This window comes from Saccharopolyspora phatthalungensis, assembly GCF_014203395.1.
Lineage (GTDB): Bacteria > Actinomycetota > Actinomycetes > Mycobacteriales > Pseudonocardiaceae > Saccharopolyspora > Saccharopolyspora phatthalungensis.
On sequence record NZ_JACHIW010000001.1, the window covers coordinates 5,333,442 to 5,346,793 of the forward strand.

Below are 13,352 nucleotides of genomic sequence, written 5' to 3' on the forward strand. Positions count from 1 at the left end.
TTTCTTGGAGGTTGCGCCACGTCTGCTGTCACGTCCGCGTCAATAACGACCACGGCGACCCTGACCGGTGATGTCCACGCCACCAACGAGACTGGCGGATGGATCGGCGACTACCTGCGTGACCCCGGCGGCGCGCTCCACCACGTCCTTGCCTCCCTTGCCGAGTGGGCGATCACCTTCGGCCCGATCGTCGGCCCGCTGCTGGCAGTCGGGCTCGGCTTGCTGATCGGGGTGCGGCGGTGGTGGCGCCGCCACTGCCACCAGCGCCTGGCGGCCGATGCGCGGATGGTGACGGTGCTGGCCCCGCCGAGGGTGGATCCGGCGGGCGGGGCGGCGTTGTGGTCCCACCTCGTCGGGCTGCTGCGCCCGGCCTGGAAGCGCTGGTTCACCGGTCAGCCGCATGTGGGCTGCGAGTACGTCTTCTCCGAAACAGGCGTTGCGATCCGGTTGTGGGTGCCCGCAGTGATCCCTCCGGGGTTGGTCGAGCGGGCGGTCGAGGCCGCGTGGCCCGGCGCCCACACCCGCACCAGCACCGCCGAGCCACCCTTGCCCGAGGCTGGGTCGGCGCAGCGGCGCGTGGTCGTGGGGGGCGAGCTCCGGCTGGCCCGTGCGGAGGCGCTGCCGATCCGTACCGACTTCGACGCCGACCCCATCCGGGCGTTGATCGGCGCACCGGTCGGCCTCGGCCGCAACGAACATGCCTGCGTGCAAGTCCTGGCCCGCCCCGTGACCGGTCACCGGGTCGCCAAGGCCCGCCGCGCGGCCCGCCGAGTCCACACCGGTAACTCCGCTCACCTCGTCGGCAGGCTGCTGGACCACATCACCCCCGGCGCCCGCACCCACCGCAAGCCCACCACCGGCTCGGCGACCTCGGGTCGTGATCCGCAAACCGCACTGGAACACAGCGCAGCGAACCGGGCGATCGTCGGCAAACAACGCGGTTCCCAGTACGAGACCGTGATCCGCTACGCCGTGGCCACCGTACTCCCGGACAAGGCGAGCGATGCCGAGTTGCGCCGGGCGCGGGAGGTCGCGCGAGGCCGCGCACACGCGCTTGCGGCATCCTTTGCCTCCTACACCGAACACAACCACTACACCCGCCATCGGCTGCCTCACCCGGGCGCCACCTTCGCCGACCGGAGGCTTGGCCGCGGGGATCTGCTGTCGGTGCCCGAGCTGGCCGCGCTCGCTCACCTGCCCACCGATGAAGCGATTCCCGGTGTGCAACGAGCCGGAGCGAAAGCGATCGCCCCACCACCGGGAATCGCGACCCCCGGACGGGAAGCCAAGCCACTGGGGGTGACCGACACCGGCCACCCACGGCCGGTGGCGCTGCGGGTGCCGGATGCCCGGCATCACCTGCATGTCCTCGGAGCCACTGGCTCGGGTAAATCCACGTTGCTGGGCACCATGATTCTCGCGGATGCCGAAGCGGGCCGCGGCACCGTGGTGATCGACCCCAAGGGAGACCTCGTCACCGACGTGCTCTCCCGACTACCCCGCTGGGCGGCGGACCGGGTGGTGCTCTTCGACGCCGACTCGCGGCACCGCCCGCCCTGCCTCAACCCCCTTGACGGTGGGGAAACCGATCTCACCGTCGACAACCTCGTGTCGGTGTTCCGGCGGGTGTACTCGGCGTTCTGGGGACCCCGCACCGACGACGTCATGCGGGCAGCGTGTCTGACCCTGCGCGTGCAGGACGGCGTCGCCACGCTCGCGGACCTGCCGAAGTTGCTGGCGGAACCCGCCTTCCGCTCCCGCGTCACCGCGGGTCTCACCGATCCGGTGTTGAAGGGCTTCTGGTCCTGGTATGACGAACTCACCGACTCCGCCCGCTCCCAGGTCATCTCACCCCTGATGAACAAACTCCGGGCTTTTCTGCTGCGGCCCTTCGTCCGCGACGCCATCGCAGCAGGACGCTCCACGGTGGACATGGGTAGGGTGCTTGACGGCGGGATCTGCCTGGTGCGTGTTCCGAAAGGCTCATTGGGGGAGGAGACCACCCGGCTGGTCGGCTCACTGGTGGTGGCCCGCACCTGGCAGGCCACCACCGCCCGCGCCAGTATCCCGCAGCGCCAGCGCCGGGATGCCTCGATGGTGATCGACGAGTGTCATAACTTCCTCAATCTCCCGTATCCGCTGGAAGACATGCTCGCCGAAGCCCGCGGGTTCCGGGTCGCGATGACTCTGGCGCACCAGCACCTCGGACAGCTCCCCCGCGAACTCAGGGCGGGTATTTCGACCAACGCCCGGTCGAAGATCTTCTTCAATGCCAGCCCCGAAGACGCCCGCGAACTCGCCCGCCACACCGCACCCCGGCTCTCCGACCACGACCTGGCGCACCTGGGCGTCTACCACGCCGCCGCCCGACTCGTCCTGCGCGGCGAAGAAGCCGAACCCTTCACCCTCACCACCCAGCCCCTGCCACCGGCGATTCCTGGACGCGCCCGCGACATCCGCCGGACCGCCCGACAGTCCACCCACACACGAGGACCAAACGCACCGAAAACGTCCACATCGGACCGGTGCGACGCAGACTCCCGTCAGTCGACGGCCACCGCTGCGCGTCCACGTCCCCAAGCAGCGCCTGGCAGTTCACCTCGGTCTGCCCGGCGGCCCCGCAGCACCGATCCGCGTCGTCACGGCTGACCACCGAAGCAGGCCACTGAACTCGGCTCCCCCTGGTCTTTCGCCTGCCGCGGTCGCGGTGCGGCGGTCCCTGTCCTGCCCCCGGCGCTTGGAGGTCTGTCATCGTGATCAACCAGCCTGTCCGCCAACGTGCGCTGCGTGGCCTCAGGCCCGCACGCCCCACCCCGCGCGTGGCGAACTCGATCGAGCATCAAGCCACGCTCGCGTGGCGGCTGACCCCACGGGATAAGTGGATCATCCGGATGCTGCACGAGCACCGCGTGCTCACCGCCAGCCAGATCACCCTGTGCGCGTTCCCGTCGTTTCGCTCCGGACGGCAACGACTGCGGGAGTTATTCCAATGGTCAGTCCTCGACCGCTTCCAGCCCTCGATCGTCCTGGGCACCGCGCCCATGCACTACGTCCTCGGACCCGCCGGCGCCGCGGTGCTGGCCGGTGAAGAGGGCCTGGATGTCAAAGACCTCGGCTATCGCCGGGACCGGGCGATGGGAATCGCCCACAACCTGCGCCTTGCCCATACCGTCGGCGTCAACGAATGGTTCACCACGCTGATCGCCCACGCCCACGGACACCCGGAGGAAACGGTCGGGGCGTGGTGGTCGGAGACTCGCTGCGCGAAGCATTTCGGTGATCTGGTGCGCCCCGACGCCTACGGCCGCTGGCAGCACAGCGGACGGGAGTTCGAGTTCTTCCTCGAGTTCGACCTCGCCACCGAAGCGCAGGCGCGTGTGGCAGCCAAACTCCACGGCTACGCCCAACTTGCCGCCGCCACCGGCATCACCACCCCGGTCCTGGTGTGGCTGCCCACCGCACGCCGTGAAACCGCCACCCGCCGGCTGCTCACCCGCACGTGGCGCGACCTCGATGAACCCCACCGCGTTCCCATCGCTACAGCCGCAGCCGACCTGCTTAACCCCGACGTACCGGAGCCCAGCCCCGCCGAACCGGTCTGGCTCCTACTGGCCGCCAGCACCACCAGGGCCGCCTCGACTCGGCGAGGTCTGCACGAGTTGCCCGACGCCTGGCCGCATCTCCCGCCACCGACCGTCTCACCCGAACCCACCACGAACTCGGTGTCCTCACCGGCCATGCTGCCGCCACCGGCACCGATGCCTCCGAAGGCCCACGCCCCACGGCACACCTCCGCGCGGAACCAGGGGCCGGAGGTGACACCCGAATGACCAAGCTCATGGTTGCCGTGCTCGGCGTTATCATCGGGTTCCCCCTCTTCCTCGCCTTCGCCGTCACGGGAGCGTTCTCTGCGCTCTCCGGCAACAGCTCCAGCGCAGACGCGGCCTGCATACCCACCGGCGCCACGTCCGAAGGCGTGGCCGGATACGGTCCCGAGCAGATGGCCAACGCCGCCACCATCGTCGCGGTGGGCAAGAAGATGAACGTTCCCGAAGAGGGCTGGGTGATCGCGATCGCCACCGCACTGCAGGAATCCGGCCTGCGCAACCTCGACCACGGCGACCGCGACAGCCTCGGGCTCTTCCAACAACGCCCCTCCCAAGGCTGGGGCACCCCCACACAGATCACCGACCCCACCTACGCCGCCACCCAGTTCTACCGACACCTGCTCGCGCTCCCCGGCTGGCAAGACATGAGCGTCAACGACGCCGCGCAGGCCGTCCAACAATCAGGACTCCCCTACGCCTACGCACAACACGAGCCCGCCGCGCGCACCGTCGTCGCCGCAGTGAGCGGTGCTACGTGCACCACCCCCGAAACCGGCGACTGCGACAACATCCAAGCACCCAACCCAACCGCGCTCGCCGCGATCAACTACGCCTGCGGACAACAAGGACTCCCGTATGTCCAGGGTGGCAACGGACCCGAAGCCGGCCACGCCGGATTCGACTGCAGCGGACTGACCACCGCCGCCTACCAAGCAGCCGGAATCTCCTTACCCCGCAAAGCACAATGGCAATACGACGCTGGCCCGCTGCTGCCAGCCGACGCATCCCTGCAACCCGGAGACCTCGTCTTCTACGGCACCCCACACAACATCCACCACGTCGGCCTCTACATCGGAGCCGGACAAATGATCAACACACCTGACTTCGGCCAACCCGTCCAAGTCAACAACATCCGCTGGCCCGGCGACGACTACGCCGGAGCCACCCGACCAACGAATTGACTATTGCTGTATTTTCCGCGCAAGAATGACAGTTTCCGCATGCCGATGATAGTTGTCCGATCTTTTGATCAGTTACCGCGGAAAGAGTTGCACTCGGCCATACCACCGATCACCGGTGACACGGCGGCGCGTCAGCCTAGCCACTTGCGTAAGGCCCAGTTCTCCGCTGCCTGGCTCAGGTCAGGCCCCAGGTATCCGGGGAACATCCACGGAGGCGCGCCATGCTGCGACCGGTGGCCACCAGATCGTGGGCCGCTGCGCTGGCCAGAGCGGCAGAGTAATCGTTCGGAACTCCTTGCTGGGCTGATCCTTCATCGTGGTCGCGGTTGTCACATAGCCGAGGATGCAGAACACGACGTTCAGCAGCCGGATGGTGGCGCGGTACATCCGGATGTTGGTGCTGCTGTCACCGCTAATCAGGACGCCCAGGCTGGGCTCTAACAAGTACGCGGCGAGGTGCTCACCCTTCGATGGGTCCGAGGGGATCTCGCACATACCGATCCGGATCCATGCTTGGTTAGGCGGCTGGTCGTTCTCGTAGAACTCGCGGCGATGCTCTTTGGGAAAGGGCTCCACCTGCTGATTTTTGTCAGCGTAGGCACACACCACAGCGGTCTTGAAGGCCCACCGCGCCAGGGTGAGCTGGGCATCCTCTTCGAGTGGGATCGACCTGCCATGCGACCTGAACAAGTGGATAAGCAGCGGCTTCGCATCCTGTTCTAGCCGACTCATCCACCCGTTGTTGCAGGACGCACAGACGATCTGGAGTTTCTTGCTGAACACGCCACCACGCTGGACGATTGGAGGGTCACCGATCTCTCGAAGACCAACGCCGTTGTAACCGAGCTTGCGAAGCCAGTCACCGAAGATGTGCTCCTGGGTCAACCGACCTGGTGCGTCACAGAACACGCAGGTCTTCTTTGTTGATGCTGCGGCGCGACGAGACGCTCGTGTGTGGTGATCCATAGGCGAACAACGGTAGTGGAACGCGCACCAACGAGGCGTGGACGACCACCGATTGATCCAACAGTCGGCCGAGGACCAGGGCCCTCACTACTACACGGCACACGCTGGCATGCTGCTGAGCGAGCGGCAGTAGCCAAGACACGTGGGTGATCAGATCGCATGAAAACCAGTCATGCCCGACGTGATCAAGTCGTACGAAAACAGCAGGTCGCGTGAGCTGACCTGATCATGTTCGTCCGGAACGTACAATTGCTGTACTTTCCGCAGCAAGATGAGCATTTCCGCGTGTACTTGAGCACTGGGCGAGCAAGTGCTCAAGTAAGGCGGAAGGTCTTCACCGTAACCACGTAACTACACGGCCATGCGTCTAGAGCAACGCTCGCACGCCGAGGGTCCGAAGCCGCACGGCCACACCGACGAGACGTGCCCGTGCCCGTCGATGACGGGCACGGGCACGTCGGTGCCTCAGCACTCAGATGACGCGCACGCCCTGGGCCTGCGGTCCCTTCTGCCCCTGGCCGATCTCGAACTCGACCCGCTGGCCCTCGTCGAGGGACTTGAAGCCGCTGCCCTGGATCTCCGAAAAGTGAACGAAGACGTCAGGTCCGCCGCCGTCTTGGGCGATGAACCCGAAGCCCTTCTCGCCGTTGAACCACTTCACGCTGCCTTGCGCCATGCCGAACTCTCCTAGCGGCGCCGTTCCGCCTCACGGTGAGGTCAGCCGACAACCGGCTAGACAGATTACATGCTCGCTCGGTCGGTGTCGGCGCAAGGCGGCTCAGCGCGGGGCGCCGTCCGTTCCACACTCCGGCCAAGTCTCATCGCATCCCGGCGCAGCGCATTGACGTGTCTGGTTCGGCCCGATTCTGTAAAGTGCGCAGAGCTGCCGCACGTGCGACGACGTGTAGGCCAGAGCGTCGAGAGCGAACAGAGGCCGGTCGAGGTGGTCGAAGCCTTTCAGCTCTCCGACTTTCCGCCAGTAGCGTTCGTGCGCGTGCCTGATGCGAGGTCCGGACTTCGGGATGTTGCGGTGGTCGTAGCGCCAGGACGCCTCCGGAGTGAGCCACGCTACGGCGACGGCGCTAAGTCCGCACACCACTGAACTGACCACGATCTGCTCTAGCACGATGCCAATCGGGTCGGGACCGAGTTGCTTGCTTGCGGTGGTTTACGTGCCACGAGGGCCTCGCGCAGTTGGCCCGTGGCCGGCCCCAGGGCGGCGACTAGGCCCATCACGGCTGCTGGGATGGAGGCGATGAGGTGGGGCCATTCTGGGCTGACACCGGTCCACAACCGACCTGGCTCTAGCGGCCTTGATAGGCCAGCAGCAATTCGATGTCCGCTCGCGTCGGGTCGTCGGGGTCGTCGATGTGTGGGGGCGGGCCAAGCCGGAGCACGAGGGCGCCGTCGACGATGTCGGCGGCGTGGTGCTGGGGTTCCCTGCATCCGGCGAACAAGGTGACGCTCTCGCTGTCGGCGATGTCAACCGCCACGACCAGCATCGCCCACGCGTCAGCGGGCATCCCATCGGCGGGGTGGTCGCGATCGGTGCGGCGAGGAGGACCACGTCGTCAGGCAAGCCTTCCCGTTGGCGCAGCGACGCCTTCTCGCCCGGGCCGGCGCGTCGACCGGCGGGGTCGGCGGATCTGGTGCGGTCACCGGTGCAGGCGGGTCAGCGGAGACGCTAGGGCCCGCCGCGCGCGTTTCCGGGGTGGTGTGCTGGTTGGTCATCATCGTGCACCTCTCGGGGTTTGTCGTGGTGATCGGTACTGACCATGGATATGGACGCTTCGTCCCGGCGGTAGTGTCAACGCCGATTCGGGTCGCTGGCAGCTGAAGAACCGGAATGGCCCAAAGCCAATGATTCTCCGGACCACGTCCACACAAGACAGTCATCTTGTTGTCGAAATACCTTGACGTCACGAGGCAAAGGAAGCGTTCATATCCGTGTAGCCCGCACGACCGGCAGCGCACCGGGGGCTACACCGCCCCCGGGGGCATGACCATCACCATCCCGCTTCACCCGTGAAGGAGAGGGTTGTCATGCCCAGGAAGAACAACAACGCCCACAAGCCGACCAAGCCCCGCGCCCTGCAGGCCCTGCCTGCCAGCAGCCCGGCCGTACCGGTGCGCACCGACGCCGAGGACAAGGTGTGGGCCGCGCTGTACGCCCACCCCAACTCGACTACCGCCGAGCTGGCCGAGGCCGCCAAGGTGGGTCGGTCCACTGCCGGGAAGGTCCTCGCCGCCTGGGACAAGGACGGCACCGTCACCCGCATCTGCGGTATCGCCGAAGGCGGTCGCCGCGCCGCCGACCGGTGGACGGTCAACGACGCCGCGGATACCGCGATCCCGGAGGCGGAAACGGTCGACGAGCCGTCGAACGCCAATGAGGCCAGCACCCCCGCGGATGTCCTCGACGAGCCGGGGGCCGACACCGCAACGACGGAGGAGATCCCCACCGAGGACACCGTGTCCAGCGTGGACTGCTCCCCGCTCGAGCCGGTCCCGGATTTGCCCACGCAGCCGGACACCGGGGCGAACAACTCCTCCGGGAAGCCGCCGTCGGCGAAGGCTGGCCGGTTGGGCAAGGGGGAGCTGCGGGGCATGGTTGAGGACTTCCTGACCGAGCACGCGGGCGAGCAGTTCAGCCCGAACGCGATCGGTAAGGCCCTAAACCGGTCTGCGGGCGCGGTGAACAACGCGCTGGAGAAGCTGGTCGCCGACGGCTACGCCCTCAAGACCCAGAACTCGCCCAAGCGTTTCGCCGCCAAGCTCGACGAGCCCGGCGCCTAACCCGGTGGTGCGGATGCGGCGGCGTGGCGTGGTGGTGTTCCAGCCGATCGCCCGGCTGGGACACCACCACGCCACTTGGCGCTAATCGGCATCCGGGTGGGGCGAGTCCCGGGAAGATCCGCTCCCATTATGGCCGAAGGGAGGGTCGTCATGTGCGTCACCGATCTGCCCTGCCCGAACTGCGGAGGAGTGTCGGGGCATTGGCGCAGCCTTATGTCGCCGACATCGCGGTGTGCCCCGTGCTGCTCCGGTATGGTCGTTTGGCATGGGCGAGGATGGCGGTGGCACGCGCGGCTGGGGCCGGAACTCGTTACACGGGACTCGGAGGCCGAGGCGGCGGCCGGTTCAGCGGAGTGCGTTTTCGGGCGCCGATGACGGCTGGGGCGTTGGTGCCGGAAGCGCAGCGGGTGCAGAGCCGACGAGAGTTCAAGGCGAAGCAGCGGCTGCTGGCCGAGCCTCGTTGCTGGGACTGGTCGGTGCCGCTGCATATGGTCGATGGCCTCTGCGTATGCGTTCGGGCGGCGCATCTGGTGCGTGGGCCGAGCTGTCCGTGTCCATCGATCATCTGCGTGAGCGCACGGTCATGGTCCTGGCCCATGCGCCTCGGGCGGAGGGCGGAGGGCATCGTGATCTAACCGCCTGAGGCGGGGTGTCGTTGGTGTCGTTGACGGTCGGCGGCCACGAGGATTTGATGTGTATGCCCTCGCCGATGGTGCCCGTGATCAGGTCGAGGACCTGGTGCGGGAGCTAGCGCGGCGGGATGGGGCCGCATTCGACCGGCTGCTCGACCACGCCGGTCAGATGGCGGTCCGGCACGGGGAGGACGAGCTTGCGCTTGGCGGCGGCGGTGTGCTGCACACTGAGCTAGAGGTAACTGGTATCGATCAACGGATGCGGGAGCGGAGGCCGTCGGACAATGAGTGATCACAGCTGGAGACCGATGGGTGGGAATGGACGGCGTCTGGTGTGATCGGTGCCCCGCCGTTCACTGCGGCGGCGGACCTCGCCCTGCCGTTGGTCGCCTAATTCGTCCGCCGGCGTTCCGGCATTGAAGTCGGACATCTTGAGGTGCCGCGGCCGACGGTGATGCTCGTGGCTCTGGCGTTGTTCCAGGCAGCGCGGATGGAGGCACCTTTCGATCCCGCCCATTCCTCTTACAACCTGTATCTCTCGCCCTGTATGTCAGTGGCCCGGCGATTTCTCGCCGACGATGAGTCATCGCGCATGCTCGCGCAGATTCGTCCCTCAGGTGGTTTCTACCGGCTACACAGTAACTATGAGCATGTCCAGCGACCAAAGGATGAGGTAGGCACTCTGCCCCGGGAGGACGTGGCCGCGTTTGAGACGCTGCTTGCGGATCCCGCTGCATGGCAGGCCCGCCGCGAAGAAGCCCATGATGCGCTGGCCAGGTACATCGATGATGACGCGCTGGGCGAGGTCATCGGCGACAACGGCGCTGTCTCGCCGTTCGTGGATCCGGGGCCGCTAAACGACATCGCGAACCGGTTGGGGGTTCGGCTGTGGTGGCTGGACAAGCCGTCGCTGCCGCCCTACCTCACAGACGGGGAGAAGGGAGCGTCCTGAAGGTCCAGGTCCACACCGGGCCCGGGAATTTCGCGGATCGGCACCTACACCCTTTTGAAGCTCTACGACGATGCTGCGGAGTAGCAGACCCTACGACCTGGGTTTTACCAGGTGATCCAGACGCTCGACGTGGATGTGTTCGTGTTCCAGAAGTCATGGCGCCCACCGACGGTGGGGAAGCCGCATTCAAGCGACTGGGCGCGTCGGGCTACTGCTGTCGGACTGGGTCGCCCTGGTCGTGGGTAGCGGGAGGGAGTGCGGTAGCGAGATGTGGCGCAAACTGATCGCGGGGACCGCGAGCGTAGAGGACGTCCGGCTCAGGGCGGTCAGCTACCACGCCGCCGTTCGGCCGTGCTCGTCGAGTTGATGAGCGCCGAGCGGGTCTTTGTGACGAAGTTGACCGACCAGGGCCTTCCTGTCGATCTCGCACATCACCGATGACGGCATCCCTGAAGCACTCCATCCCACAGTCGTCGAACTCAAACGCCGCTATGACGCCTCGGCCAGCCCAGTCATCTGCCGCAACCAGCACGACATCAATGCACTGCTCGGAGATTTCGTTCCCCTGCCCCGGCGTGTGCTGGGCCCTGGAATGGCGCCGCACATTCCCACACGCCGCTTCGCAAATCGCCTTCACCAGTCCCAGCCACTCAGGCATCTGGCCAGGTGTGGGACCGAAAAACAAGCGCAGGCGTACCGGCCCCGGACACCCAGGCACCCGCGACCAAGGAACCCGAAAGAACCCATTGAATTCGGGGGCGGTGTGGCCCCATCGCTGCAAGTGGGTGGTCGCGAAAAGGCTCCCAGCGCTCGGCCTCTCGCAGCCAAGGTCTTATGAGTGGACGGGCATTCTGCAATGCGGCGAGTGATCAAGTAGTGCTTGCACCAGCCGCTTGCGGCCACTGGGGCGCAGTTAGAGACCACGGCGTAAAGGGGGTGTGGCGCATGCTGAACTCGAAGGGGCGCTACACGGTTAGGACCCGGCCGAGTGTGGATCATACGCTGAGTATGAGACTTTTCGCGGCCCGAAGGTAACTCCGCAGGGCCGGCGGTGTGGTTGCAGCGTTGAGCGGTTTCAACCGACCATGGGGTCAAGCGGTCGCACCTGGTGGAATGGTGGTTCGGGTATCATTCGTTGACGAGGCGCAGCACGCGTTCGAGTGACCACAGAACCCGGCCGTCGTCCATACGTACCTCGACGCGCAGCTGGCCTTCAGGGAATTCGTTGACAGTAGTGCGCCCTGTCGTGGTCCCTGTACCCGCTCGGTGGTACGTTGTGGTGGCTACTCGTTGGCCGGGCTTCCATGCGATCTGTTCCATATGAGCCTCCATTGCTCGGCGTTGTGGCTAGGATTGAACGATCTACAATAGATGAACACATTGTCGTGGCGCGAAGTCAAGAATTTGTCTAGGAATGCGTCCCGTAATCACGCGCATGGGCGGTCGTGGATTGCAGGTGATGGGGTTGATCGGGCGGTGTGGATACCGACGTTCACGGGCTGCGGGTGCGGAGGTTCGGCATACTGGGGCATTGTGCGCCGTTGCGGGGCTGAACAGTCCGGGGCAGGTTGCTGGTGGAGTTGTCGCTGGAGGGCCGGGTGCTGTTGGTTGCGTCATGAGCGCTGTGGCCAGGGTTGGGTGCGGGTTCGGGGCTGCTGCGTGACGGCGAGCTGTTGCGGGGGGAGCTGTGCTGTTGGACGAGGATGGTTTGCTGCGGGGCGTCGACGATGTCCGGCGGGTACTGCTGGTGACGATGCTGGGCGGACACTCCGGCGGAGTTCGGCTGCTCAATGGTGCTGAGGACGGTTTGGTTCAAGACGGCGGAACCGAGTGTGTCGGAGATCAGTGTCCGCCGAATGGGTGTGGTCGTTGCGCGCGAGGCGAGGCCGGCTCTCGTGGCTTGCCGGGGCGCCTGGGGTACTCAAACGTTTACTGGGATGGATAGCCGAATAGTCGGCACACGTCTAAGGATGCCACCGATTTGTTGCCTCAGCGTGAACTCCGGGCCCTTGGTCGGTGCCAACAAGGGATTCTGCCAACCTGTCGTGAAGGGGAATCTCAACAATGCTGTCATCTGTGTCAGTCTGCCCGAGCGGCCGAGTTCTCGATCCGGGTGGTCCACGTCCTTTTCGGCGATATCACTTGACTGTTGCGGTGCAACAGAGCGTCCATATCCGTGTAGCCCGAACAACGGCCGCGCACCGTCGGCTACAGCCCCGGGGCATGAACATCAACGTGTCGCTTGACTCCGGAAAAGGGGAGGATTGTCGTGCCCAGAAAGAACGACAAGGCTCGAAGGCAGGCCAGGCCCCGCACGCTGCGGGCCGTGCCCCCGGCCGGCGCTGCCGCTGATGGATCAGTACGCACCGCGGCGAAGGACAAGGTGTGGACGGCGCTGTGTGCCCAACCCGGCGCCACCACCTCCGAGCTGGCCGTGGCAGCAGAGGTGGGCAAGTCCACCGCTGGAAAGATCCTGGCGTCCTGGGACAAGGACGGCACCGTCACCCGCCTCCCCGGTACCGCCGAAGGCGAGCGACGCGCCGCCCATCGATGGATGATCTGCGACTCCGCCACCACTGCGGTGAGCACGGGACCCGGGATCCCAACAGCCGAGCAGCACCAAAACAACGACGACAGCACCGTTACCGAGTCCGGCCCAACCGATGACGGCGAGCCACATGGTGTCGCGGCCAGAAACGGCCCGGGATCGCTGTGAGGCTTTGACGCAGGAGCCGGTGACCGCAGCGTCTGACCGGCTCAAGAAGGGAGAGCTGCGTGGGATGGTCGAGGATTTCCTGACCGAGCATCCTGGAGAACAGTTCGGCCCGAATACGATCGGTAAAGCGCTGCATCGCTCGCCAGGCGCGGGTGCGCAACGCCTCGGAGAAGCTCGTGGATGAAGGTTACGCCGTGAAAACCCAGGACCAACCGAAGAAATTTGGTATCAAGCCTCCCACCGACGGCTCCGCCGCGTAAGAACTCGGCGGCTCGATCCAGGCGTGAACGGCCCAGCACACCGCTGGGCCGTTCACCACGGTATCCAATGCCGTGACACCTCATTCGCTCCCCGTGCGGTGACGATCGAGCCTCCAGCAGCCAGGACAGAAACCGCCTCTGGGCGGTCCAGTACGACGGCGTCGCCCCACTCTAAGCCACCTGGATGCTGGGGATAGGGTTGTAGCGGGCGGGCGTCGACGTCGCTGACATAGGGCGGGCA

At 66.0% G+C, this 13,352-nt stretch carries 13 protein-coding genes; 8 read left to right on the plus strand and 5 right to left on the minus strand.

What is annotated here, in order from left to right:
• The first annotated feature begins 60 nt into the window (after positions 1-60).
• The 3 genes from BJ970_RS24365 (at position 61) to BJ970_RS24375 (ending at position 4,789) form a co-directional block, all read left to right on the plus strand.
• Complete coding sequence (locus BJ970_RS24365) at positions 61-2,649, plus strand: type IV secretory system conjugative DNA transfer family protein (RefSeq protein ID WP_184729327.1); 2,589 nt, start codon at positions 61-63, stop codon at positions 2,647-2,649.
• Positions 2,650-2,753: 104 nt separating this feature from the next.
• Entirely contained in the window at positions 2,754-3,830 is a 1,077-nt protein-coding gene (locus tag BJ970_RS24370) for a replication-relaxation family protein (protein WP_184728356.1), read from the plus strand.
• Complete coding sequence (locus BJ970_RS24375) at positions 3,827-4,789, plus strand: C40 family peptidase (protein ID WP_184728357.1); 963 nt, start codon at positions 3,827-3,829, stop codon at positions 4,787-4,789. Before BJ970_RS24370 ends, BJ970_RS24375 begins: the two co-directional genes overlap by 4 nt.
• 180 nt (positions 4,790-4,969) lie before the next feature.
• On the opposite strand, the gene BJ970_RS24380 is transcribed toward BJ970_RS24375, so the two are convergent.
• From BJ970_RS24380 to BJ970_RS24390, 3 genes are all read right to left on the minus strand, one after another.
• Positions 4,970-5,698, minus strand: a complete 729-nt coding sequence (locus BJ970_RS24380) for a hypothetical protein (protein WP_184728358.1) — start codon at positions 5,696-5,698, stop codon at positions 4,970-4,972.
• Between the two features lie 529 nt (positions 5,699-6,227).
• Positions 6,228-6,431: a cold-shock protein gene (locus BJ970_RS24385; RefSeq protein WP_010310090.1), complete on the minus strand. Its 204-nt coding sequence runs from the start codon at positions 6,429-6,431 to the stop codon at positions 6,228-6,230.
• A gap of 628 nt (positions 6,432-7,059) precedes the next feature.
• Entirely contained in the window at positions 7,060-7,278 is a 219-nt protein-coding gene (locus BJ970_RS24390; protein ID WP_184728359.1) for a hypothetical protein, read from the minus strand.
• Positions 7,279-7,798: 520 nt separating this feature from the next.
• On the opposite strand from BJ970_RS24390, the gene BJ970_RS24395 reads away from it, so the two are divergent.
• The 3 genes from BJ970_RS24395 to BJ970_RS24405 all read left to right on the plus strand — a co-directional run bounded on the left by BJ970_RS24395 (position 7,799) and on the right by BJ970_RS24405 (position 10,135).
• Positions 7,799-8,551 (plus strand): helix-turn-helix domain-containing protein, encoded by a 753-nt coding sequence (locus BJ970_RS24395; protein WP_184728360.1) that lies wholly within the window; start codon positions 7,799-7,801, stop codon positions 8,549-8,551.
• A gap of 693 nt (positions 8,552-9,244) precedes the next feature.
• Complete coding sequence (locus tag BJ970_RS24400) at positions 9,245-9,475, plus strand: hypothetical protein (RefSeq protein WP_184728361.1); 231 nt, start codon at positions 9,245-9,247, stop codon at positions 9,473-9,475.
• 168 nt (positions 9,476-9,643) lie between these two features.
• Positions 9,644-10,135 carry a hypothetical protein gene (locus BJ970_RS24405; protein WP_184728362.1) on the plus strand — a complete coding sequence of 164 codons (492 nt, stop codon included), beginning with the start codon at positions 9,644-9,646 and terminating at the stop codon, positions 10,133-10,135.
• Between the two features lie 1,128 nt (positions 10,136-11,263).
• On the opposite strand, the gene BJ970_RS24410 is transcribed toward BJ970_RS24405, so the two are convergent.
• Positions 11,264-11,455 carry a hypothetical protein gene (locus BJ970_RS24410; protein WP_184728363.1) on the minus strand — a complete coding sequence of 64 codons (192 nt, stop codon included), beginning with the start codon at positions 11,453-11,455 and terminating at the stop codon, positions 11,264-11,266.
• A 172-nt stretch (positions 11,456-11,627) separates the two neighbouring features.
• Entirely contained in the window at positions 11,628-11,951 is a 324-nt protein-coding gene (locus BJ970_RS24415; protein WP_184728364.1) for a hypothetical protein, read from the minus strand.
• 453 nt (positions 11,952-12,404) lie between these two features.
• On the opposite strand from BJ970_RS24415, the gene BJ970_RS24420 reads away from it, so the two are divergent.
• Both BJ970_RS24420 and BJ970_RS24425 read left to right on the plus strand, forming a co-directional pair.
• Positions 12,405-12,851 (plus strand): hypothetical protein, encoded by a 447-nt coding sequence (locus BJ970_RS24420; RefSeq protein WP_184728365.1) that lies wholly within the window; start codon positions 12,405-12,407, stop codon positions 12,849-12,851.
• 19 nt (positions 12,852-12,870) lie between these two features.
• A complete protein-coding gene (locus BJ970_RS24425) occupies positions 12,871-13,035 on the plus strand; it encodes a hypothetical protein (protein WP_184728366.1) in 165 nt (54 codons plus the stop codon).
• Positions 13,036-13,352 lie beyond the last annotated feature (317 nt).

Excerpts from the sequence above, each read along its gene's own strand:
- BJ970_RS24395 (WP_184728360.1), top strand. The coding sequence starts at position 7,799 with ATGCCCAGGAAGAACAACAACGCCCACAAGCCGACCAAGCCCCGCGCC.
- BJ970_RS24375 (WP_184728357.1), top strand. The coding sequence starts at position 3,827 with ATGACCAAGCTCATGGTTGCCGTGCTCGGCGTTATCATCGGGTTCCCC.
- BJ970_RS24385 (WP_010310090.1), bottom strand. The coding sequence starts at position 6,431 with ATGGCGCAAGGCAGCGTGAAGTGGTTCAACGGCGAGAAGGGCTTCGGG.
- BJ970_RS24410 (WP_184728363.1), bottom strand. The coding sequence starts at position 11,455 with ATGGAACAGATCGCATGGAAGCCCGGCCAACGAGTAGCCACCACAACG.
- BJ970_RS24390 (WP_184728359.1), bottom strand. The coding sequence starts at position 7,278 with ATGCCCGCTGACGCGTGGGCGATGCTGGTCGTGGCGGTTGACATCGCC.